The sequence below is a fragment of the Vibrio sp. YQ_11 genome, assembly GCF_043103065.1.
Lineage (GTDB): Bacteria > Pseudomonadota > Gammaproteobacteria > Enterobacterales > Vibrionaceae > Vibrio > Vibrio parahaemolyticus.
Genome location: NZ_JBICJM010000036.1, coordinates 166,534 through 188,506, shown reverse-complemented (window position 1 = coordinate 188,506; position 21,973 = coordinate 166,534). Strand labels below are relative to the sequence as shown.

Here is a 21,973-nt window from a genome sequence, read left to right as displayed (position 1 = left end):
GGTTAATTACCACTCGATTCAACACTTTGAAAATCAACCTGCTTTAGGTTGATTTTCTTTTTCGCGATAACAAAGAGACGCATTATGAACTACCACCAATATTATCCAATTGACGTTGTTAACGGACCGGGTACGCGCTGCACATTGTTTGTGTCGGGGTGCGTACATCAGTGTCGTGGCTGTTATAACCAGTCGACGCAACGCTTGGATTCGGGTGTGTTGTTCACGCAAGAAGCGGAAGACAAGATCATCAATGACTTGAATGACACGCGCATTAAACGTCGCGGTTTGTCGTTGTCGGGCGGAGATCCGCTTCATCCTGCTAATGTGCCTCATATTTTAAAGATCGTGAAAAGGGTGAGAGAAGAGTGTCCCGGTAAAGACATCTGGGTTTGGACAGGCTACACGCTGGCTGAACTGGATGACGCGCAAAGAGAAGTGGTGCAATACATCGACGTTTTGATTGATGGTAAGTTTGAACAAGACAAGAAAGACCTCAATCTCGAATGGCGTGGTAGTTCAAACCAAATCATTCATCGCTTTACAGACATCTAACCAAGTATTCTCCAAACATAAAAAGGGCTCACGCGTGCATAACGGGTGAGCCCTTTTGGTGTGAGTTCGTTAGTGTATTTATAGTTACACTGTCACTACTTGGTCATCTTCGACCATATTGTTTATCCAACGTTTAGATTGGATACGATAAGTCGTCAGTACGCCTTTCACAAATTCTTCAGCTAGCAGAGACATTAAGACAAAATGCAAAGGCAACCCGAGTACCATACCAGTGTAATAGGTAAGGGGAATACCAATAGCCCACTGACCGAACGTATCAATAAAAATGCTGTAGCGAATATCTGCACCACTCTTTAGTACGCCGCCAATCCCTACCATGTTGAACACTCTCAAAATCATACCCAGCGCCATGACTAAGCATACGTTGAGTGCCATTTCTGCATCGGTTAATGGGCTCAGTACCAATAGATGATGAATCAAAGGCGAGCTCAACCACACAAGGAAAAACAGTAAGGTGGCTAAGATTGCGCTGGTTAACACATACCACCACGCCGTTTTCTCGACCCGATCATAATGTTTTGCGCCAATATCATTCCCAAGAAGAACGGATGCAGCGACCGCAAATCCCATAAAGGTTGAAATCAGTACACCTTCAATTGGCGACAAGAATGAGATGATCGCAAGTTCTGAAACGCCCAATTGACCATAGATGATGCTGTAAACGATCAGTCCACCAGTCCAGAGCGCATCGTGGACCAACATGGGTAGAGAAACCTTAAAGTATTTTTGACGATATTGCTTTAAACGGCCTTGTGCCCAATCGAATTTGGTCGGAATCAGGTGTGCATAACGTTTGCAGAAAAAGTAAATCAATACCGCAGTTTGGAAAAATCGAGAAACAAAAGTACCGACTGCTGCACCAAATACGCCCCATTGAGGGAATCCAAATAAACCGAAAATCAAAACGGAGTTCAGCACGACATTCACAACAATGGCGGAGATACTAACGTTGGTTGCCAGTTTGGTTTGGCCTACGGAGCGCAATACCGCTTCAATCGGTACCACTATCGCCGTTGCAATGAGACTAAAGCCCGTAACCACAAGATAGTCACGTGCATAAGTGACGTATTCAGGATCGTCTGACATGAAAGAGACGATCTCTTCATCAAAAATCGCATAAAGAACAATAAATGGCAGTGTCACTAAAATGGAAATACACCAAGACTGCGCCAACGTTCTGCGAATTCCCGCCATATTTCCTGAGCCGTAATATTGAGAAGCCAGCACCGTTACCGCACCACACAGGCCAAAAACGACCGCAAGGTTGAAGAAAAAGATGCGGTTTCCGACACCGACCGCAGCTGTTGCGGATTCGCCGAGTAGACTCACCATGAAAATATCCACGACGCCGAGCAACGCAAAAAGCATGGATTGCAGTGAAACAGGGAGGCCAATCGCAATCAGCTTTTGCCAAAATGCTTTATCGATGTATTCGCGTGTTAAGAGCATCGCATTTCTCCTTAAAGATTGATGCGAGTAGTTTATCCCCATGATTTCGCGTTGTATTTTTCAAAGGCATCCAAAACTTTTGCAAAACTCTCAACTAACACCCGCAAATAAATTTTGTCATTGTAAAAACGCGATGACTCACAGTACGAGCCACCGACATGGAAGAAAAGCAAGAGCGCTACACCATCTCAGAGAAAACCTATCAAGAGTTCATTGATCACACGCGAGTGCTTGCACTGGAAGAACGAGGCATTGTGCAGTGTGGGATCGCGACTTGCCGTGACTTCTTTTCCGTTTATCGCAAGAACCAGAAGAAACACATGCTGCTTTATACTGTGCGTGGTAAAGGTTGGTTAGAAAGTGGGGCGTGCCGTTATGAGCTTGAACCCGGATCGCTGGTGGTCGTGCCTGCGGGGATTGAAAATGGGTTTGGAATGGAAGATGAAACGTGGCAAATCGCTTGGGTATTTCTTTCCCAACATAAAGAGTGGTCGATGGTTGGAGAAAACATCAGCTATCAACTAACACCTGCACCGGAAGTGATGTATTCATGTATTCAGACATTGCTTCGTAGCATAAATCTGTCCATTGATTACGGCAGTGCGGTCGGTGCTCACAGCGTAGCGCAACTGGAATTGATGCTGAATATGCCGTCTTCGGAATCTGTTTCTCGCAATCAGCTTAAACTTCGCCGCGTATTTGACCTCGTTCAGCGTCAATTACATAAAGACTGGAGCGTTGAGCAGTTAGCGGCACTCTATCCATGTTCGGAGCCCCATTTACATCGTTTAACGCAGCAACAATTTGGTCGAAGCCCGATGGCACACTTGATGCGCATGCGAATGGAGTATGCCGCGCGTTTACTTCGTTCAACAGAGTGGCCGATTCAACATATTGGTGAGATTGTCGGGTACCCAACCAGCGCAAACTTTAGTACGCGCTTCAAAGCGTGGTCGAGCATGACGCCAAGAGAGTTCAGACAAAATGGAAGAATAGAACGAGATCCTGAGAAGTGATTCGTACTTTTTGTGAACGATTGGGCGCACAGAACCTCTTGGCTCTCAGAATATTCTCCTCTAATTGATGAAATAAGTGAAAAATCATTTCGCCATTTTTAACGATAGTGTTAACGTGAGGTTCGATACTTGAATTTCAAAGGGTTATGACTTTCATGTTTTCTAATCTACCAACTCCCGTATTAGATCCAATTTTATCTTTATCCGTTGCATACCGTAACGATGAACGTCCAAACAAGGTTGACCTTGGTATTGGCGTATACAAAAACAGCGCAGGCGAAACGCCGATCATGAAAGCCATTCAAATGGCTCAAGATGTCGTTGTTGAAACTCAAAAAACCAAATCTTACGTTGGTCTTGCTGGTTGTGAAGAATTCAACCAAAGCATGATTGATCTTCTACTGACGGGAACGTCAGCGATGGATCGTGTTGCTGCAATTCAAACGCCAGGAGCGAGTGGTGCACTGCGTATGCTGGGTGACCTAATGAAGGTCGCACAACCAGATACAACGGTTTGGATTTCGAATCCAAGCTATGTGAACCACAAGCCAGTAATGGAAGCTGCTGGGCTTAAAGTTAAGTTCTACCATTATTTCTCGCCAGAAACGAAACAAGTCGACACTGCAAAAATGCTGGATGATCTTGCTAAAGCAGGGCCGGCAGATGTGGTTCTACTGCATGGTTGTTGTCACAACCCAACAGGCGCAGACATCGACTTTTCCGCATGGCAAGCTATTACAGAACTTTCTCAAAAGAACGGTTTTACGCCATTTGTTGATATCGCGTATCAAGGTTTTGGTGACGGCTTAGAAGCTGACGCAAAAGGTCTTCGTTACATGGCGGATAATGTCGAAGAGATGTTGATTACAACTTCTTGTTCTAAAAACTTTGGCTTGTACCGCGAACGTACTGGTGCTGCTATTGTTGTGGGTAAGAACACGCAAGACATCACTAACGCGAAAGGCAAATTGTTAACGTTGGCGCGCTCTACGTATACGATGCCACCCGATCATGGTGCTGCTTTAGTGAAAACCATTCTGCAAGATGCGAACCTGACTTCTGTCTGGAAGCAAGAGTTGAGCGAAATGCAACAACGTTTGGTCAGCCTTCGTCAAAGTTTGTGTAACGAATTGAGAAACAACCATAATACAGATCAATTTGACTTCATTGAGAGTCACAAAGGCATGTTTACTGTGCTAGGCTTTAGTGAAAACCAAATGGCGCAACTGCGTGAAGATTATGGCATTTATGGTGTTGGCGATGGTCGAATTAACATCGCTGGCTTAACCGAAACTCATATTCCATACGTAGCTGACGCAATTAAGAAAATATCTCAACCTTAATTGGAGTGTGGATGAATAACTGGAAACTGATTCTGCCGCTTATGATGAGCTGCAGTTTAATTGCTTGTACGTCAACTCAAACGACCACAGAGCCTGTTGAGCCAGAAACACCAAAAGTTGAACAACCGGTGACGGTTGAACCAGAAGTGAAGCCAGAGGTTGAACCTAAGCCTGAGGTGAAACCTAAACCGGAAACAAAGCCTGAAAAGAAACCAGAACCAAAACCAGAAAAACCTGTGAAGGTGCAAAAAACACCTGATGGTATGCTGATTTTAGGTTCAGAAGAGTGGGTTTATGTACCAGCGATCGACCAGACGTTTAAAGCGAGAGTCGATACCGGTGCAACAACGTCTTCAATCAGTGCGACGGAAATCGTGCCTTTTGAGCGTGATGGTAAAGATTGGGTTCAGTTTAAAATCGACATCAATGGTAAGACGAGCAAAGAGTTCAAAGTGCCTGTTGAGCGTTGGGCTAAGGTGAAGCAGTCATCTTCTGATGAAGTAGATAAACGAGCTGTTGTTGTCGCTTATATTCAAGTTGGCGATTACAAAGAGAAGACAGAGTTTACTCTAGCTGACCGCGATCACATGAAGTTTCCAATTCTCTTAGGCCGAAGCTTCTTCAGAGATATCGCCGTTGTGGATGTGTCTAAAAAGTACATTCAAGACAAACCAACAAAGTCGACCCAAAAATAAGAGTTTAATACGACAAAGGCCTCCAAAACGGAGGCCTTTTTATCTTACAGAGAAATCAGATTAGTCTGAATCAACACTAGAACGCGAAACGGGCAGACATTACGATCTGCTGACCATAAACACCGTTGTTTTTGAAGTCTGCGCCTAAAGACAGCTGTTGTGTCGAGTGGAATCGAGCACCAACGTTGTAAATCGTATTGGCGTTGTCGTTATCCATGATTTGACCAAGGCGCGCGTGAAGTTCTAAATTTTGCATAAACCAAATGCGAGTACCGATGTTGACCTCTGTACGCCACTCATCGCCAACTTTATCGCTGCCGTGTTCTTTGATGTTATGTACCAACATCTGACCGTAAATATCAGCAAATTGACCTGCAGGGCCATTGAAACCAATACCACCAGCAACATCCCAGTCACCACTGAATTCACTGTCAGCGCGCGCAACAAAGTGGGTGTTTTCTGTAAAGTACGTAGTGAACTCGCCACCAAAAGTACCAGGGCTAGTGCCCATGCGAAATTCCATCATGTTGTAGTTGAAATTATTTGCATGTGCGGATAGTGGCAAAACAGCACACAAACCAATGGCTGCAACCTTTAGAGCTTTACCTAGCATGGCGTCTCCGGGCAAGATGATTAAAATGAACAAAAAAATGGTCTGCAAAAAGCAGACCAAGAATCGTAAAGCTATCATTTTAAGTGCTTGCCGTCATCTGTTAACAGACACAATTTCTTACATCATGCTGATATAAAGCGAAATTTGTGACTACCTTACATAATGACTAATTGCTCAACCTCGATTTCTGGCTTGTTGCCACCTTCGAACTCACCAAACAGGCGAACTTTGGTGGTTTGGTCAATCGGAGAATTTAGACGAATGTCATCGTCTAACTCGATCATAACTTCACCGGTTCCATCGCTAAAAATGAATGTATCAGCACGAACTTGGCGGAGTAAATTACCTTCTACTACTACGTCTTTCTCTGTGAACATATTGGAATCTTTCAATAGTGTATCTAACTTTTCGACGGTAACTGGGCCGCCAAATTGCACGTTAGATGGGGTTTGACTGGGATCTTTTGCAAGTGCGATAGATGGGGCAATAGTCAATGCTGCAATTGTTGCGATAATTGTTTTTTTCATGATGTTTGATTCCTATGTGTGTTTGTTTTCGATGGTGCTATTAAAACAAACCGAGTTTGAACCAATGATGATTTCAACATTCATATTCCATTCATTTGCTTGAGTCAGGACTGACGATAACGTTATGATTGTTCATCTTCTTTTACTCCTTACAAATGTTCATGAAATCAGCAATTCCATCGTTAATGGTTCAAGGCACCACCTCGGATGCCGGAAAAAGTGTGCTTGTGGCAGGTTTATGCCGTGTATTAGCCAGAAAAGGGATAAACGTTGCCCCATTTAAGCCTCAAAATATGGCGCTCAATAGTGCCGTAACCAAAGATGGCGGTGAAATTGGACGAGCTCAGGCGGTTCAAGCTCAGGCATGTAATATTGAGCCAACTGTGCACATGAATCCGGTTTTGATTAAGCCAAATAGCGACACAGGTGCTCAGATCATTCTTCAAGGCAAGGCTTTGTCGAATATGGATGCCACCAGTTTCCACGACTACAAAAAAGTGGCCATGAACACGGTGTTGGATTCGTTTTCTAAGCTGACTAAAGAGTTTGATTCGATCATGATCGAAGGTGCTGGTAGCCCAGCGGAAATCAACTTGAGAGAAGGCGATATCGCAAACATGGGTTTTGCGGAAGCAGCCGATGTGCCAGTGATCATTGTTGCGGATATTGATCGTGGCGGTGTGTTTGCGCATTTATACGGAACATTGGCGTTACTTTCTGAATCTGAACAGGCGAGAGTAAAAGGGTTTGTCATTAATCGCTTTCGTGGCGATATTCGTTTGCTGCAATCAGGCCTGGATTGGCTAGAAGAAAAAACGGGTAAGCCTGTTTTAGGCGTGTTGCCATATCTGCACGGCTTGAACCTAGAAGCCGAAGACGCCATTACTGCACAGCAGGAGTTGAACTCTGAAGTTAAGTTAAATGTGGTTGTTCCGGTGTTAACGCGCATTAGCAATCATACTGACTTTGATGTTTTACGCTTAAATCCCGACATTAATCTTCGCTATGTTGGGAAAGGTGAGAAGATAGATAAAGCCGATCTCATCATTTTACCGGGAACGAAATCAGTACGAGACGATTTGGCATATCTAAAAAACCAAGGTTGGGATAAAGACATTCTGCGCCACATTCGTTTAGGTGGAAAAGTAATGGGCATTTGTGGTGGCTACCAGATGCTTGGTAAAACGATTGATGATCCAGACGGTGTAGAAGGTGAACCGGGTTCAAGCGAAGGTTTGGGACTATTGAATGTTCATACCGTGCTGACTGGTAGTAAACAGCTCACTAAGACTGAAGCTGTGCTCAATCTCAATAACCAAAAAGCGAAGGTTAAAGGTTATGAGATTCATGTTGGTAGAAGCCAGGTACTTGACGAACAACCGCTTGAACTCGACAACGGAGAATGTGACGGTGCCATTAGTGAATGTGGCCAAATTATGGGAGCCTACTTGCACGGATTTTTTGACGAAGTGGAAGCGCTAAACCTCATTACTGAGTGGGTGAATGGCACTCAGGTCAAACAGCAAGATTTTGAAGCATTGAAAGAACAAGGTATTAACTGTATTGCGGATGCGATAGAACAACACATGAACCTTGACTTTCTGTTTAAATAACTCGTTAACCAAACGCTATCTTTAACCAAATTTTCTCTCGGCTCCTTATTAGAAAAACGGATCGGGCTGGGAACGCATTCATTTGGCTAGATAGAATTTTCGCTTGCCTTGTACGGAGTCACTTTATGAAAGCATGGAAAACGAATGCTTGCCTAGCGGCAATATTAAGCATTTCATTCTCAACAAATGCAGCAACGGATCTGAAAGTTTATGCTGCGTCTTCGATGACGAATGCGATTGACGAAATCGCTCAAGATTTTAAAGAAAAGTATGACGTAACAGTTACTCCTGTGTATGGCGGCTCGTCTTCGATCGCACGACAAATTATCAATGGTGCTCCAGCTGATGTGTTTATTTCTGCAAACACGAAATGGATGGACTATTTGGTTGATGAAGGTGTTATAGATAGTGACAATGTCACTAATTTAGTGCGCAATAGTCTCGTTCTTATTGCACCTCAATCGTCAAGCTTAGCCGTATTTAACTTCGCGGATGCAAATGCTTGGGAAGCGGCGTTAAATGGCAGTCGCCTCGCATTGGGCAACCCTACGTCTGTGCCGGCAGGGATGTACGCGAAAGAATCACTGACTACACTGGGTGTATGGAAAGAGATTCAAACCAAAGTTGCACCAGCAAAAAATGTACGTCTTGCTTTGGCTTTAGTTGAGCGCGGAGAAGCTCCTTTAGGGGTGGTTTATAAGACCGATGCGCAGTTGACTAGCAAAGTGAAAATTGTTGGCGAGTTTGCGAGTGACACGCACGCGGCCATCGTTTATCCAGCGGCGGTAGTGAACGATTCAACGGAATCGAGACAATTCTTCCAGTATTTGAAATCGGAAGACGCGAAGCGAGTTTTTGCTCATTACGGTTTCCAACAATAATACGGTTTTCAATAATAGGGACAAAGAGTGACAGAACTTGAATACCAAGCCCTAATGTTGAGCTTAAAAGTCGGCGCTTATGCGGTACTTTGGCTTATTCCTTTAGGTGTATTTCTTGCTTGGTTACTTTCTCGCAAAGAGTTCTTCGGCAAATCTATTCTAGATAGCTTGATTCATTTACCACTGGTGCTTCCACCAGTGGTGATTGGTTATTTGTTGTTAGTCTCGTTAGGGCGACAAGGCTTTTTAGGGCGTTGGCTCTATGAGCATTTAGGTTTGGTGTTTAGCTTCAATTGGAAAGGGGCAGTTGTCGCTTGTATTGTTGTCGCATTGCCTTTGATGGTTCGTTCTGTCCGGTTAAGTTTGGAAAGTGTGGATCCTAAACTGGAACATGCTGCATCCACGTTGGGCGCATCGCCTTTAAAAGTCTTTTTAACCATTACTTTGCCTCTGACGATTCCTGGGATCATCACCGGCACTATGCTGTCGTTTGCCCGCAGTCTGGGTGAGTTTGGCGCAACCATCAGTTTTGTGTCCAATATTCCCGGGGAGACACAAACCATTCCTCTCGCTATGTACAATTTTATTGAAACGCCGGGAGCGGAAATGGAAGCGGCACGCTTGTGTATCATTTCTATTGCACTCGCTTTATCGACGTTGATGATTTCTGAGTGGTTGAATCGTAAAGCAGTGAGTAGATTGGGTGCGAAGCGATGACAATTAAAATTCAATTCAAACAAACGCTTGGCGAAACTAACTTTGATATCGATCTTTCGTTACCACGTAACGAAATAAGTGCATTATTTGGACGTTCTGGAGCTGGTAAAACCACATTAATCAATGTGATTAGTGGGTTGGTGACGCCACAACAGGGCAGAATTGCAATTGGTGATCACGTCTTGTTTGACAGTGAACAAGGGATCAATTTACCAACGCATAAACGTAAAATCGGGTATGTATTTCAGGATTCGCGTTTATTTCCTCATTACTCTGTACTGGGCAATCTTTTGTATGGGGTGAAGGAAAAAGACGATGCGTATTTTGATGCCGTTACGGACTTGCTCTCCATCAAACCTCTTTTAAAGCGTTTTCCAATCTCACTCTCTGGCGGTGAAAAGCAACGTGTCGCTATTGCTCGTGCACTGTTATCGAAGCCGGATTTGTTATTGATGGATGAACCTCTCGCATCACTAGATATGCCCAGAAAGCGTGAGGTCATGCCATTTCTGGAAGAGTTGTCAGACAAGGTGAACATTCCCATTATCTATGTAACGCATAGCCTACAAGAGATTTTGAGGCTTGCTCAGCATCTTGCGATTATCGATAAAGGACAAGTAACCACATCTGGCAAACTTGAAGAGGTTTGGGCTTCTCACGCAATGCGACCATGGCAATCATTCTCCGATCAAAGCAGTCTGTTTGAAGGAAAGATCGATGCACACCATTCGCAATATGCGCTGACTCGTGTGAAGCTGGCTCCAAGCGCGTCACTTTGGGTTCAAAAGATTGATGGCGAGCCCGACACGCCAATTCGTTTACAGGTGCGTGCAAATGATGTCTCGATTGCTTTAGAGCAGCCGAAAGCAACGTCAATCCGAAATGTATTGCCTGCTGAAGTTCATTTGATAGAAGCGTTTAACGCGGGAGATGATAAGCAAAGTATTAACGTCTCTTTGCAGTTAGATGATGGATGCTATTTGTGGGCGACTATTACGCCATGGGCGCTTGATGACTTGAACTTGAAAGTGGGTGACAAGGTTTATGCTCAGGTGAAAGGTGTGAGTGTCACGCAGAGAGACGTTGCGCTAGCACCGCATTAAACCTATAAAAGAATTGACTTATTACATGATCAAAAAAAGGCCGCGATGCGGCCTTAATTATTTGTATTCTAGCAATTATTTTGCAAATACTTCTTTGAATTCACGCTTAAGAATTGGGTCGCGACGTGCTTTCTTCAGTTGCTTAACCATGTCTTTAACACAGTTATGAAGAACGTTATCAAGCAGTTGCGAACGGTACTCTTCTTTATCTTCATCTGTCATGTTTTCTGGCAGATTCAGAGTTGGGAACTCTTCCATTACATTAATACCAGCAAACGCTTGGCCTACTGATACTAGAGCATGGAACTGCTCGAAGTTATCTAGAATGTTTTGTGCGCTTGCAGGCATTTCGTCCCAAGACGCACGTACAGCTTCTTCAGACACTTCATGGATAGAGGTAACCATTTCGAACATTTGCTCTGGAACTTCGTCAAATTCGATAACTTTACGTAGTTCTGGAGAAATGGTTTCTAGATCAATTTTTTTGCTTTCGTTGTTAGTTGCTTCTGACATGGTGTGTCTCTCGTTACAAAAGGCGGGAATAGTAATACCAAATGCATCAAATAGCTACCATAAGAACCATTTGAATTCGTGACAAATCGACAAAAAATATAGCACTTAATTCTTAGCGTAATGCAACAAGTCTATGAGTATGGTATATGTTTAATAAAGACAAATAAAAATGGAACGCGTTATGCAGCCTACAGGGACATCAATGCGTATTCTTCTGGTTGATGATGTTCAACTAGACAGAATGCAGTTGGCTATTCGTCTTAAACAGCTTGGACATATCGTCAAAGCCGTCGGTAGCGGTATAGAAGCTTTAAATACTTACGAGAGCTTTGATCCCGAACTGGTACTGCTTGATATTTCCATGCCTGAAATGAACGGTTTTGAAGTCTCCCTCCATGTTCGAGAAACTTTTCCAGACTGGATTCCTATCATTTTCTTAAGTAGTCATGAAGAACCTGAAATGATTGCGAAAGCGATCGATGCAGGCGGCGATGACTATTTGATTAAGCCAGTTGACAAACTCGTCCTGAACTCCAAACTCATAGCGATGCAGCGTATCGCGCATATGCGTCGAGAACTCAAACAAGCAACAGCCCAACTAGAGCAAGTCAACCAACTTCTCACTCAACAAGCCAACGAGGATGGACTGACCAAGCTTTTCAACCGCCGTTACATTGATCAAAAGTTAGATTCAATGGTGGCGTGGCATGGAAGGCACCATATGCCGATGGCGATGATACTGTTAGATGTCGATTTCTTTAAGCCATTTAATGATAACTATGGACACATAGAAGGTGACCGCTGTTTACAAGCGATTGCCAACCAGCTTAAAGCAACATTCTGTCGTTCTGGTGAATATGTTGGTCGTTATGGCGGAGAAGAGTTTGTGGTTCTACTCAGTAGCACGGACGCGCAAACGGCAGAAAGGGAAGCAGAGCGAATTCAAGAAGCGATGTACTTCCTTGACTATCAACATGAGTTCTCAAGCGTTGCAAATAGAGTGACAGTGTCACAGGGGGTGTTTGTGTTCCAACCCACTGGAAAAGAGAATCAAGCAGATTTGTATGCCACGGCAGATAGGGCGCTTTATACTTCAAAATCGTTAGGTCGCAATACTTATACAATGGTAAACGCAAGTTGAAACAAGCTGTTATCAACAGTTATGCTATAGCTACACTGTCACTTTTGTCCACGGCTTCACAAGCCGAAACGCTTAATGATTTAATAGTCAAAGAATTTGAGTACAACTTTGCATTGAGTGTGGTTTTAACTGACACCGATGTATTTACATTTGGGTTTCATGATTTCGACCCTAACCAATACTTCAACTTAAGTAACGAAGATATTGGGACGGCAGACTCTTTGGAGCTGCGCAAAGAGATCAAAGAATTCACGTTACCTTACAGCTTTGACCTTGCCGAAAACGAAACTGAGAAACTAACGTATCGTTTTAATGGACGCTTTTATCTGTTGGGCATTGATCAAGATGTTTACTTCAATGAAGAACCTATTCCAGATCGAAGTAAAGAGCAGTTTATCGGTGGGTATAACGAGTTTGAAGTGGAAAAGCAGCTCACAGAACACTTTAGCCTAAGTGGTGCGCTAGGGGCTCACCTCATACATTATAAAACGGACTATACCTACCGAAGTGATGCAATTTCGGCACTCCAACCTATTTTGGATGGTGCATTGATAAATACCAGTGCTTGGGCTTTGCTCGGACAGCTTAACGCCAAGTTAAAATACCTTGAACAAGAATCATGGGGTAAATGGTATCTCTGGACATCGCCACATTACTTCTATGGAACCGGATGGGGTGAGGCAAATAACGGGAATGTAGGAAAGCCGGAAGGTTGGTATTGGGTAAATGGTGTCAAAGTCTTCTACGACGTCGCTCATATTGGTACGACAGTTCAATCTTTCTATACCAGCTTTAGTCGAATCGATATTGGTGGCGATACGAGCGATCCGCTAAATACTACGAATTATTATGAAGGCAGTATTGGATGGTTGATGACTCCACCGTTTGAGTCCGATTGGATAGACAATATTGGTATCGGTTTAACCATCAATTATGGTAGTGATCTGAAAGGTGGCAGTTTGGTTCTGTTCTTTAATCAGGATTGACGATACTTGCCGTTGAACTGTCTAAACAAAACGACCGCACTTATTTGAGTGCGGTCGTTGTATTTCTTTATGTGATTAGTTCTGATTCACTCTGGTGCAATTTCGACCTGCTTTTTTAGCTTTATACAATGCCGCATCCGCCAGTTTGATGACTTCAGCAGGTTCTCTTCCGTTTCTACTGTCTGCAGCACCAAAGCTCGCCGTGACGAATACCGATTCTCTTTGCATGTCTTCGGTACCTCGGTTTTGCTGGCCTTGCTTGTGATCGTCAGGGCGAGAGGCTTTGTCACGGAGGATCATTTCATATTCAGCGATAGCTTTACGAGCTTCTTCTATGTATTGGCGACAATCTTCAACGTTTTTTCCCTTGAAGACCATGGTGAATTCTTCGCCGCCGAAGCGATAAACCTTTGCACCACCACGTGTTTTCATTAATCTTGAAGCCACCATTTTGAGCACATCATCGCCGATGTCATGCCCGTACGTGTCGTTAAATTTCTTGAAGTGGTCGACATCGAGCATTGCAATTGTGAATTTTCTGCCCATGTGTTTTAGATCTAAATCTAATGCTCTGCGGCTTGGAATCTGCGTTAGGCTGTCAGTAAACGCAAGTTGGTGACTCGCCGAGGTTGAATAGATGATGATGAGCAGACCAGTAAGCGTAAACATGGTGCTGGAAATGTACTGCACATCAAAGAAGATGAATGTCGCGGAGGCCAAAGCCATTGCAGAATAGGTCATCGCATGGATGATTTTGTTGGTTTTCAGCAGCAGAATACCAAGAAAGCACACAATACCAACACAATACAAAACAAGAATAAACGGCAGCTTAGATACGCTAGGCACAATGAACAAAATGCCGCTGGTCCATTGCTCAAAGCCACCATCAACGTAATAAGCCAAGATGATGTAGGACCACAAGATGAACATCACCAGCATCAAAACATAGATGAACATGGCTTTTGAATCGAATCCATCTTTGTTGAACAGAAAGACCGTCAAAAAGGAGACAGGAAGCAGGGTAGCGAGAATAGTGAGTTCTAATAACGCGGTTCCGCTGTTTAGAGGGACTTGCAATCGATGCTGAATAACAAAGTATGCAACCAACATGGATAAACAGACCATTGATTCTCTGCCTTGCTTAAAGGAGTAGCAAAGCACGAGCGCACAACCTAGCAAGATATAAGGTAGGTTTGCAGCAATACCCCAGTTGGATTGAGTCATCTGAATGATGTTGCCCATACCAACACTCACCATACCTAATAGTGCGATCGGGAATAAAAATCTAAAGCCTGATGACGTCATTAAAGATGAGGACATTTATTAAAAACTGCCTGCAAATAGTTGATTATATCTAGTATGTTACGTTAAGCATTCAATCAATACTGAGTAAGGTGAGTATTTGATTTTTCAGCTTTTTGATTTAAGAAGAATACGTGTATTTGCGCATTTTCCCAAGTATTTTGGCTCGCATCGCAACAAAAAGAGAGAGATTGATTAAATTAAGAGCAATCAATGAGTTGTTCAAAACGACCGGCTGCTATACTTGTTCACAATGAACATAGGAGAATTATCAATGCAGATCAGTTCTGACGTACATAACTATATGGAAACCCTCGTTGGTCAAGTGCTAAGTTCAAACCAATACACTTCTCAATTCGATAACGAGCAGTTGGCAGATATTGCCTGTCTCGCGCTGATTCAGCTTAAACCTGTTTATATTCGTCATGATATTGATTTTCTCTCTGCACTACCGGAAAGAAAACTCACTCAGTTCAAGCAAAGCGTGGATGTCGCGGTACACAATGCTGCCGCTATGATTTTAGAAGACAGACGTAAGAATCGCGATAATGATGTGCCTGTCATTTTCTCTCATACCAGTTATGATGATGACAAAGAGCTGGACTGGTTTGAGAAACCAATCTTAAACGTTAACATTAGGTGATTGGCGTTTGCGCAGAACCGAAACAATAGAGTAATCGTACCCAAGGAGGAATCGTGGGATTCTTTTCACGCTTGTTTGGTGGCAGTGAAAAAACTGCTGAAGTAAAAACGGTAGAGCCTGTCGAATACAAAGGCTTTCTGATCTATCAAGAGAGCATTTCAGAAGGCGGTCAATACAGAATCGCAGGACGCATTGAAAAGTCCTACGATGGAGAAGTCAAAACGCATCGTTTCATCCGCTCTGATTTGCTCGCTTCTGAGGGAGATGCAAACGAGCTGATGTTGAAGAAATCTCAAATGTTTATCGATCAAATGGGCGACAAAATCTTCGATTAACAATTCGCTGCAACTTGATACGAATCATCTTAACGAGGGCCATTAGTGTATATGCTGATGGCTCTTTCTTTTTTTAGCTTAAATGTCTGTTAACTAAGTAGTTACGACGATCTGGTTAGACCTCGGTCTTGTGTGACAAAGCGTTGTTATTTTTCATGGTCAAAGCGAGAATCTTTGATTACTTAGCGTTATATGTAATGAAATTTAGTATTTAAATTACAAAACACTTGAAGTCATAACCCACGTTCGATACAAACAGAATAATAACAGGGCTGTTAGTCAAGGTGTTATTGTGCAAATGGGTGGCCCCAAACACCATCTTTCGTTTGCAATTGTCTTGCGTGGTAAACAGATAGAAATAAAAAAGAATTAGAGTAGAGCACAGCTCTGTTTTGGGACTAATTTATTGATATGTATACAAGGAGTATGCGTTTTGCAAATCGGTGTACCTAGAGAGATACTCGCGGGTGAATCGCGAGTGGCTGCATCGCCGAAGTCGGTTGAGCAGTTAATTAAATTGGGATTCGACGTCGTTATCGAATCTCAAGCGGGGGTGCTAGCAAGTTTCGATGATGCTGCTTATGAAGCTGCTGGAGCGAAAGTCGTTTCTAGTGACGAAGTATGGGCATCTGGTCTTATCTTAAAAGTGAATGCGCCAATCGTAGATGAAGAAAAAGGCATCGACGAAATCGCGTTACTACAGGATGGTGCAACACTTGTTAGCTTTATTTGGCCTGCTCAAAACGCAGAGTTGATGGAACAACTATCAAGTAAGAATATTAACGTTCTTGCTATGGATTCTGTTCCTCGAATCTCTCGTGCACAAGCCTTGGATGCACTTTCTTCAATGGCTAACATTGCCGGTTACCGCGCGGTAGTTGAAGCGGCGCATGAGTTTGGTCGCTTCTTTACCGGTCAAATTACGGCTGCAGGTAAAGTGCCACCAGCGAAAGTTTTGGTTGCTGGTGCAGGTGTAGCGGGTTTGGCTGCAATCGGTGCTGCTGGCAGTCTTGGCGCTATCGTTCGTGCGTTTGACGTTCGTCCAGAAGTAAAAGAACAAGTTGAGTCGATGGGTGCGGAGTTCCTAACCGTGGATTTCCAAGAAGACTCTGGTTCTGGTGACGGCTACGCAAAAGAAATGTCTGATGACTTCAATAAGAAAGCGGCAGAGCTATATGCAGAGCAAGCTAAAGACGTTGATATCATCATTACAACTGCATTAATCCCGGGCAGACCTGCTCCGAAGTTGATCACCAAAGAAATGGTCGATAGCATGAAAGCGGGTAGTGTGATTGTGGACTTGGCAGCCGCTAATGGTGGTAACTGTGAATACACAGTGAAAGACCAAGTTATCATGACAGACAACGGCGTTAAAATTGTTGGTTACACCGACATGGTCGGCCGTTTGCCAACGCAATCTTCCCAGCTTTACGCAACCAACCTTGTAAACCTTCTTAAACTGCTTTGTAAAGAAAAAGACGGCAACATCAATATTGATTTCGAAGATGTGGTTCTTCGTGGTGTTACTGTTATTAAAGAAGGCGAAATCACTTGGCCTGCGCCACCAATTCAAGTATCGGCTCAGCCTCAAGCTAAGCAAGCTCAACCCGTTAAGAAAGAGCCAAAAGTTGAAGAACCAACTTCTCCGACTAAAAAGTTGATTGGTCTTGTTGCAGCCGTTGGCGCATTTGCTTGGATTGCATCGGTAGCACCTGCTGCGTTCCTTTCTCACTTTACCGTGTTTGTTCTTGCGTGTGTGGTGGGTTACTACGTGGTTTGGAACGTAACACATGCTCTGCATACGCCACTAATGTCTGTAACGAATGCTATCTCGGGCATTATTGTGGTTGGAGCGTTGTTGCAAATCGGACAAGGAAACGGGGTTGTATCATTCCTATCCTTTATTGCTGTATTGATTGCAAGTATCAATATATTTGGTGGTTTCACCGTAACCAAGCGCATGCTTGAAATGTTCCGCAAAGATAAATAAGGAGTCACAATGTCTGCAGGATTAGTACAAGCAGCTTACATTGTTGCTGCATTATTTTTCATCATGAGTTTGGCGGGGCTGTCTAAGCAAGAGTCCGCACGTAACGGTAACTACTACGGTATCGCGGGTATGGCGATCGCGTTGATCGCAACGATCTTTAGCCCAGATGCTCAAGGTTTTGGTTGGATCATTATCGCGATGGCGATCGGTGGTGCGATCGGTATTTTCTACGCCAAGAAAGTAGAGATGACTGAAATGCCAGAACTGGTTGCTATTCTACATAGCTTTGTAGGTTTGGCGGCGGTACTTGTTGGTTACAATAGCTACTTAGACGCACCAGAAGCTGCAACGCATGCAGAGCATGTTATCCACCTTGTCGAAGTTTTCCTTGGTGTATTCATTGGTGCTGTAACGTTCACTGGCTCTATTGTTGCGTTTGGTAAGTTACGTGGTGTGATTTCATCGTCTCCACTGAACCTTCCTCACAAGCACAAAATGAATCTGGCTGCGATCGTAGTTTCAACGCTTCTAATGATCTACTTCGTAAAAGCTGATGGCAGCATGTTCGCGCTTATCGTGATGACGTTAATTGCGTTCGCGTTTGGTTACCATCTAGTCGCATCCATTGGTGGTGCGGATATGCCAGTTGTTGTTTCTATGCTTAACTCGTACTCAGGTTGGGCAGCGGCGGCAGCAGGTTTCATGCTTGCAAACGACCTATTAATCGTAACAGGTGCTTTGGTTGGTTCTTCAGGTGCGATTCTGTCATACATCATGTGTAAAGCGATGAACCGCTCGTTTATCAGTGTTATTGCTGGTGGCTTTGGTCAAGAGATTATTATTTCAAGTGATGAAGAGCAGGGCGAACACCGTGAAACCACTGCTGAAGAAGTGGCTGAAATGCTGAAAAACTCGAAGTCAGTAATCATCACTCCAGGATACGGCATGGCAGTAGCGCAAGCGCAGTACCCGGTGCATGAAATTACTGATGCACTTCGTTCACAAGGTATTGAAGTTCGTTTTGGTATTCACCCTGTCGCGGGTCGTCTGCCTGGTCACATGAACGTGCTACTTGCAGAAGCGAAAGTACCATACGACATCGTTCTGGAAATGGACGAAATCAATGATGATTTCTCAGAAACAGATACGGTTCTGGTTATTGGTGCGAACGACACTGTAAACCCAGCAGCGCTAGAAGATCCGAACAGTCCAATTGCTGGCATGCCTGTATTGGAAGTGTGGAACGCGAAAAACGTCATCGTATTCAAGCGTTCAATGAATACTGGTTACGCGGGCGTTCAGAACCCACTGTTCTTTAAAGAAAACACTTCGATGCTGTTTGGCGACGCTAAAGAAAGCGTAGAGGCGATTTTTAAAGCGTTGTAATCGAAATTGTTTTAAAACTATACAGGGTCAGCACTTGCTGGCCCTTTTTTGTTCCGTTTCAATGTTATAGTAATGCAAATCCTTAAGTTAGCTAATGTCAATTGCTTGTAGATTGATGTATAGTTTTCGCTAATGAAACAAGTAACGGTAACAGTTTGATTAAACAGTTTTTGCTCGGTTTTGCATCAATATTGCCACTATTCTCGGCACCTGCATTATCCGATTCACTACCAGAACGCATAGATACGTTTACAGAGCTATTTAACTATGAAGTGGCTCTTAAATCGTATGATATACGCATTCTGCAATCAAATTACCCTACGAAGTTACTTTCACCTGATTCGTTGCTTCCTCAAACTTCTGACTATCCTTTGAAGGATATTCAGCAGCTCTACAGCTTGGCTAATACATGTCGAGGGAAATTACCTCTCAGCCCTCTAATTACTGAACCTCTAGTATTTACTCGTGCTATTTGTAAGGGCACGCAATTAACGCCGCGTTGGTTCTCGCGTAGTGGATTAATTCACCCGGGTGGCGGTACTTACGCGGCGCGCTATGTTGAAAAGTATCCCGAGTTGCGTCCTAAACTTGCTCAGTACATGCACATTAAAGAGCGTGACAACGAAGAAGGTGACGAGCTACTAGAAAGCTTGCAAAATATGGACGATGACGCCATTAATGCTCTAATTGCAGGAGCAAGTATGTTTATTGAAGGCAAGGAAATGTGGCTTCGTCGTGGCGACCGTTACTTCGTATTTTCCAAAGACGTTTGGCAAGAAAACGTCGCGAATGCGGGTCTTTCTTATACATTAGCGTCACAAAGCAAAAGCTGTTTCGTAAAACGAGGCAACATATGTTGGGATGTAGAAGATCACTCGCAAGTATTGCGGATCAGCATGATCATCCTTGTCATTGCAAACATCTTGCTTGTCATTGGCTGGGCGGTGTACCGTTGGAACAGTAAGCGTGAAGAACTTCGTAGCCGTATGCTGGTCTTACAGATCTTAACGCATGAGCTTCGAACGCCAATTGCTTCACTATCGCTAACCGTCGAAGGATTTAGACGAGAATTTGAGCACTTACCTGAAAGTGTGTATGACGAATTCCGAAGATTATGTGAAGATACTCGCCGATTGCGTCAATTGGCGGAGGCAAGTAAAGATTATTTGCAATCTGATAACCAAATGCTTGCAACAGATTGGGTTCCATCTGTAGCAGAATGGCTAGAATATAAGATTGAAGAAGAATTTGATAACGCTGTGCTTTTCAACATCAACGAAGATGTAGCGGCAAAAGTTAACGTTTACTGGCTTGGAACATGTATCGATAACTTATTGCGAAACGCACTTAAGTATGGCGTTCCACCGGTTGAACTGAACGTTCAAACCAGTAAAGAAAAAATCGTATTCCAAGTCCGAGATGCCGGTGATTTGACTTCTAAAGACTGGGCAAATTTGAGAAAACCGTTCGTAAGTAAGAGCGGGTTAGGACTTGGATTAACAATCGTTGAATCTATGGTAGGCCGCATGGGCGGAAAAATGTCCCTAATGGGACCACCTACAACCTTTATATTGGAGATACCTTGTGAAACAGACACTGCTTCTCGTTGAGGACGATAAAAACTTGGCTGATGGCCTGTTAGTAAGCCTGGAACAAGCAGGATATGAGTGTTTACATGTGGAGCGTATTGCCGACGTCGAACCTCAGTGGAAAAAAGCGGATCTTGTCATCCTAGATCGCCAGCTACCTGACGGTGACTCCGTACAACATCTCCCTGAATGGAAGAAAATTAAAGACGTCCCAGTTATCTTGTTAACGGCTCTTGTTACCGTTAAAGATAAGGTAGCTGGTTTAGACTCTGGTGCAAATGACTATCTTACAAAACCGTTTGCAGAAGCTGAATTGTTCGCGCGTATTCGTGCTCAATTGCGTGCGCCTGACTCTGCTGATCAAGCTAATGCAGATAAAGTGATGACGAAAGATCTGGAGATCGATCGCGCAACACGTGAAGTTATCTTCAAAGGTGATTTGATCACGTTAACTCGTACTGAGTTTGATTTGCTTCTGTTCTTGGCGTCAAACCTAGGCCGCGTTTTTACTCGTGATGAACTACTAGACCATGTATGGGGGTACAACCATTTCCCTACAACACGTACTGTAGATACCCACGTACTTCAACTTCGTCAGAAATTGCCAGGCCTTGAAATCGAAACGCTTCGTGGCGTAGGCTACAAGATGAAAGCATAGTCGATAATGAAAACGCTACTCCCTGTAGTTCTCTCGTTAGCGTTAGTGAAACCAGTCCAAGCGATGGACTGGTTTCAAACCAATACGCCACTGACACAAGCTCATCAACACCTGCTTGAAGATGACCTAGCAGGGATGTTCAACTCGTTGGTTGAGTTATGGCAAACAGAGCCAAGCAAAGATCTAACTCCTCATCTCAATGACTTACTCGGTCAATCTCTTTCGAAAAATTGTGGCAAATCACTGACAGGTGTTACCTTGCCTGATTGGATCAGTGGCGTAAACGTGATTCGTCAAACTATCCAAAGTCCGGGGCGCGATACTTTCCGTTTGGTGATCAAACTTAGAGCGACAACAGATATTGAGGACATATCGTTTCGTCGTTGGGTTGATGAGTCTATATCTGGTGACAGCTCTTTCAGTTATGAAGAGCAAGCTGATGGGACAGAAATAGCAAACGAACGCAGTTTTCTCAAGCGATACAACCTCACAGGTAAACTGGAAGCCGGTTTGTATCACTTGTCCGTTGTATCTAAAGATAAACAAGTTTACCGAACTTGGGTGATACTCGGAGACTCAAACTCCTCCCAATATGTTCGCTGGACATCAAAAGAGAACTGGAAAGTAGAAAAGAGTGCACTTCGCAATCCTCATTGCCCATTACCTCAATTGGAAGTCGGTCTGTACGACTATGTGGATGGCCAGTATGAGCAGATGTGGAAGAAAACCTACGAATCTAATTACCCAAACTCACTTGAATTAGCTGGTGTACCAAACGATAGATATGTTTTAGCGGTAAGTATCAACAGTAGACGTTGGCAAGGGGACATAATTGTTGAGCAAGCTCAAACAATCAGCCGTACTTATGATCTTTCTCAGGAAGAATAATTAAAGAAA

Annotated in this window: 22 protein-coding genes; 17 read left to right on the top strand and 5 right to left on the bottom strand. The window is 43.7% G+C overall.

Annotation, left to right across the window (positions count from 1 at the left end; all coding sequences use genetic code 11):
- Positions 1-84: 84 nt before the first annotated feature.
- A complete protein-coding gene (gene nrdG, locus ACF8EG_RS15355) occupies positions 85-555 on the top strand; it encodes an anaerobic ribonucleoside-triphosphate reductase-activating protein (protein WP_005394529.1) in 471 nt (156 codons plus the stop codon).
- 84 nt (positions 556-639) lie between these two features.
- On the opposite strand, the gene ACF8EG_RS15350 is transcribed toward nrdG, so the two are convergent.
- Complete coding sequence (locus ACF8EG_RS15350) at positions 640-2,025, bottom strand: MATE family efflux transporter (RefSeq protein ID WP_020842160.1); 1,386 nt, start codon at positions 2,023-2,025, stop codon at positions 640-642.
- A gap of 158 nt (positions 2,026-2,183) precedes the next feature.
- Here ACF8EG_RS15350 and ACF8EG_RS15345 point away from each other — a divergent pair, with 158 nt between their 5' ends.
- The 3 genes from ACF8EG_RS15345 to ACF8EG_RS15335 all read left to right on the top strand — a co-directional run bounded on the left by ACF8EG_RS15345 (position 2,184) and on the right by ACF8EG_RS15335 (position 5,079).
- On the top strand, positions 2,184-3,041 hold the full coding sequence (locus ACF8EG_RS15345) for an AraC family transcriptional regulator (RefSeq protein WP_005460898.1): 858 nt from the start codon (positions 2,184-2,186) through the stop codon (positions 3,039-3,041).
- 155 nt (positions 3,042-3,196) lie between these two features.
- The gene (locus ACF8EG_RS15340) at positions 3,197-4,384 is read left to right on the top strand and encodes an amino acid aminotransferase (protein WP_029829303.1); all 1,188 of its coding nucleotides are present in this window, start codon (positions 3,197-3,199) and stop codon (positions 4,382-4,384) included.
- An 11-nt stretch (positions 4,385-4,395) separates the two neighbouring features.
- On the top strand, positions 4,396-5,079 hold the full coding sequence (locus tag ACF8EG_RS15335; protein WP_069507152.1) for a RimK/LysX family protein: 684 nt from the start codon (positions 4,396-4,398) through the stop codon (positions 5,077-5,079).
- A 76-nt stretch (positions 5,080-5,155) separates the two neighbouring features.
- Here the strand turns inward: ACF8EG_RS15335 and ACF8EG_RS15330 are convergent, their stop codons facing one another.
- Complete coding sequence (locus ACF8EG_RS15330) at positions 5,156-5,692, bottom strand: hypothetical protein (protein ID WP_005460944.1); 537 nt, start codon at positions 5,690-5,692, stop codon at positions 5,156-5,158.
- Between the two features lie 155 nt (positions 5,693-5,847).
- Complete coding sequence (locus tag ACF8EG_RS15325) at positions 5,848-6,219, bottom strand: YgiW/YdeI family stress tolerance OB fold protein (protein ID WP_021484658.1); 372 nt, start codon at positions 6,217-6,219, stop codon at positions 5,848-5,850.
- Between the two features lie 161 nt (positions 6,220-6,380).
- Between ACF8EG_RS15325 and ACF8EG_RS15320 the strand changes: the two genes are divergently transcribed.
- The 4 genes from ACF8EG_RS15320 (at position 6,381) to modC (ending at position 10,533) form a co-directional block, all read left to right on the top strand.
- Positions 6,381-7,832, top strand: a complete 1,452-nt coding sequence (locus ACF8EG_RS15320; RefSeq protein WP_069507180.1) for a cobyric acid synthase — start codon at positions 6,381-6,383, stop codon at positions 7,830-7,832.
- Positions 7,833-7,957: 125 nt separating this feature from the next.
- On the top strand, positions 7,958-8,713 hold the full coding sequence (gene modA, locus ACF8EG_RS15315; RefSeq protein ID WP_031813052.1) for a molybdate ABC transporter substrate-binding protein: 756 nt from the start codon (positions 7,958-7,960) through the stop codon (positions 8,711-8,713).
- A 27-nt stretch (positions 8,714-8,740) separates the two neighbouring features.
- A complete protein-coding gene (gene modB / locus ACF8EG_RS15310) occupies positions 8,741-9,430 on the top strand; it encodes a molybdate ABC transporter permease subunit (protein ID WP_025794138.1) in 690 nt (229 codons plus the stop codon).
- Entirely contained in the window at positions 9,427-10,533 is a 1,107-nt protein-coding gene (gene modC / locus ACF8EG_RS15305) for a molybdenum ABC transporter ATP-binding protein ModC (RefSeq protein ID WP_031853575.1), read from the top strand. Before modB ends, modC begins: the two co-directional genes overlap by 4 nt.
- Before the next feature lie 75 nt (positions 10,534-10,608).
- Here modC and ACF8EG_RS15300 read toward each other — a convergent pair whose 3' ends face one another.
- Positions 10,609-11,046 carry a DUF3069 domain-containing protein gene (locus tag ACF8EG_RS15300; protein WP_005461031.1) on the bottom strand — a complete coding sequence of 146 codons (438 nt, stop codon included), beginning with the start codon at positions 11,044-11,046 and terminating at the stop codon, positions 10,609-10,611.
- A gap of 181 nt (positions 11,047-11,227) precedes the next feature.
- Here ACF8EG_RS15300 and ACF8EG_RS15295 point away from each other — a divergent pair, with 181 nt between their 5' ends.
- Positions 11,228-12,187 carry a diguanylate cyclase gene (locus ACF8EG_RS15295; RefSeq protein ID WP_005479359.1) on the top strand — a complete coding sequence of 320 codons (960 nt, stop codon included), beginning with the start codon at positions 11,228-11,230 and terminating at the stop codon, positions 12,185-12,187.
- Entirely contained in the window at positions 12,184-13,173 is a 990-nt protein-coding gene (locus ACF8EG_RS15290; protein ID WP_031853573.1) for a Solitary outer membrane autotransporter beta-barrel domain, read from the top strand. The genes ACF8EG_RS15295 and ACF8EG_RS15290 overlap by 4 nt, the downstream gene beginning before the upstream one ends.
- Before the next feature lie 75 nt (positions 13,174-13,248).
- On the opposite strand, the gene ACF8EG_RS15285 is transcribed toward ACF8EG_RS15290, so the two are convergent.
- Entirely contained in the window at positions 13,249-14,493 is a 1,245-nt protein-coding gene (locus ACF8EG_RS15285; protein ID WP_011106381.1) for a GGDEF domain-containing protein, read from the bottom strand.
- Positions 14,494-14,749: 256 nt separating this feature from the next.
- Here ACF8EG_RS15285 and ACF8EG_RS15280 point away from each other — a divergent pair, with 256 nt between their 5' ends.
- The 7 genes from ACF8EG_RS15280 (at position 14,750) to ACF8EG_RS15250 (ending at position 21,964) form a co-directional block, all read left to right on the top strand.
- Positions 14,750-15,118 (top strand): late competence development ComFB family protein, encoded by a 369-nt coding sequence (locus ACF8EG_RS15280; RefSeq protein ID WP_029839389.1) that lies wholly within the window; start codon positions 14,750-14,752, stop codon positions 15,116-15,118.
- Between the two features lie 53 nt (positions 15,119-15,171).
- Complete coding sequence (locus ACF8EG_RS15275; protein ID WP_005498884.1) at positions 15,172-15,453, top strand: HlyU family transcriptional regulator; 282 nt, start codon at positions 15,172-15,174, stop codon at positions 15,451-15,453.
- Positions 15,454-15,886: 433 nt separating this feature from the next.
- Entirely contained in the window at positions 15,887-17,443 is a 1,557-nt protein-coding gene (locus ACF8EG_RS15270) for a Re/Si-specific NAD(P)(+) transhydrogenase subunit alpha (protein WP_005461001.1), read from the top strand.
- Positions 17,444-17,452: 9 nt separating this feature from the next.
- Positions 17,453-18,829: a Re/Si-specific NAD(P)(+) transhydrogenase subunit beta gene (gene pntB / locus ACF8EG_RS15265; RefSeq protein ID WP_005461042.1), complete on the top strand. Its 1,377-nt coding sequence runs from the start codon at positions 17,453-17,455 to the stop codon at positions 18,827-18,829.
- A gap of 155 nt (positions 18,830-18,984) precedes the next feature.
- On the top strand, positions 18,985-20,439 hold the full coding sequence (gene vxrA / locus ACF8EG_RS15260) for a sensor histidine kinase VxrA (protein WP_029839387.1): 1,455 nt from the start codon (positions 18,985-18,987) through the stop codon (positions 20,437-20,439).
- Positions 20,414-21,076: a response regulator transcription factor VxrB gene (gene vxrB, locus ACF8EG_RS15255; RefSeq protein WP_005479407.1), complete on the top strand. Its 663-nt coding sequence runs from the start codon at positions 20,414-20,416 to the stop codon at positions 21,074-21,076. Before vxrA ends, vxrB begins: the two co-directional genes overlap by 26 nt.
- A 6-nt stretch (positions 21,077-21,082) precedes the next feature.
- Positions 21,083-21,964, top strand: a complete 882-nt coding sequence (locus ACF8EG_RS15250; RefSeq protein WP_005455351.1) for a DUF2861 family protein — start codon at positions 21,083-21,085, stop codon at positions 21,962-21,964.
- The last annotated feature ends 9 nt before the right edge of the window (positions 21,965-21,973 follow it).

What these genes read in the sequence shown, in the direction of transcription:
- ACF8EG_RS15350 (WP_020842160.1), bottom strand. Translation starts at nt 2,025, where the DNA reads ATGCTCTTAACACGCGAATACATCGATAAAGCATTTTGGCAAAAGCTG.
- nrdG (WP_005394529.1), top strand. Translation starts at nt 85, where the DNA reads ATGAACTACCACCAATATTATCCAATTGACGTTGTTAACGGACCGGGT.
- ACF8EG_RS15250 (WP_005455351.1), top strand. Translation starts at nt 21,083, where the DNA reads ATGAAAACGCTACTCCCTGTAGTTCTCTCGTTAGCGTTAGTGAAACCA.
- ACF8EG_RS15340 (WP_029829303.1), top strand. Translation starts at nt 3,197, where the DNA reads ATGTTTTCTAATCTACCAACTCCCGTATTAGATCCAATTTTATCTTTA.
- ACF8EG_RS15280 (WP_029839389.1), top strand. Translation starts at nt 14,750, where the DNA reads ATGCAGATCAGTTCTGACGTACATAACTATATGGAAACCCTCGTTGGT.
- ACF8EG_RS15300 (WP_005461031.1), bottom strand. Translation starts at nt 11,046, where the DNA reads ATGTCAGAAGCAACTAACAACGAAAGCAAAAAAATTGATCTAGAAACC.
- ACF8EG_RS15345 (WP_005460898.1), top strand. Translation starts at nt 2,184, where the DNA reads ATGGAAGAAAAGCAAGAGCGCTACACCATCTCAGAGAAAACCTATCAA.
- ACF8EG_RS15285 (WP_011106381.1), bottom strand. Translation starts at nt 14,493, where the DNA reads ATGTCCTCATCTTTAATGACGTCATCAGGCTTTAGATTTTTATTCCCG.
- ACF8EG_RS15320 (WP_069507180.1), top strand. Translation starts at nt 6,381, where the DNA reads ATGAAATCAGCAATTCCATCGTTAATGGTTCAAGGCACCACCTCGGAT.
- modC (WP_031853575.1), top strand. Translation starts at nt 9,427, where the DNA reads ATGACAATTAAAATTCAATTCAAACAAACGCTTGGCGAAACTAACTTT.
- ACF8EG_RS15330 (WP_005460944.1), bottom strand. Translation starts at nt 5,692, where the DNA reads ATGCTAGGTAAAGCTCTAAAGGTTGCAGCCATTGGTTTGTGTGCTGTT.
- modA (WP_031813052.1), top strand. Translation starts at nt 7,958, where the DNA reads ATGAAAGCATGGAAAACGAATGCTTGCCTAGCGGCAATATTAAGCATT.
- ACF8EG_RS15335 (WP_069507152.1), top strand. Translation starts at nt 4,396, where the DNA reads ATGAATAACTGGAAACTGATTCTGCCGCTTATGATGAGCTGCAGTTTA.
- ACF8EG_RS15295 (WP_005479359.1), top strand. Translation starts at nt 11,228, where the DNA reads ATGCAGCCTACAGGGACATCAATGCGTATTCTTCTGGTTGATGATGTT.
- ACF8EG_RS15325 (WP_021484658.1), bottom strand. Translation starts at nt 6,219, where the DNA reads ATGAAAAAAACAATTATCGCAACAATTGCAGCATTGACTATTGCCCCA.
- pntB (WP_005461042.1), top strand. Translation starts at nt 17,453, where the DNA reads ATGTCTGCAGGATTAGTACAAGCAGCTTACATTGTTGCTGCATTATTT.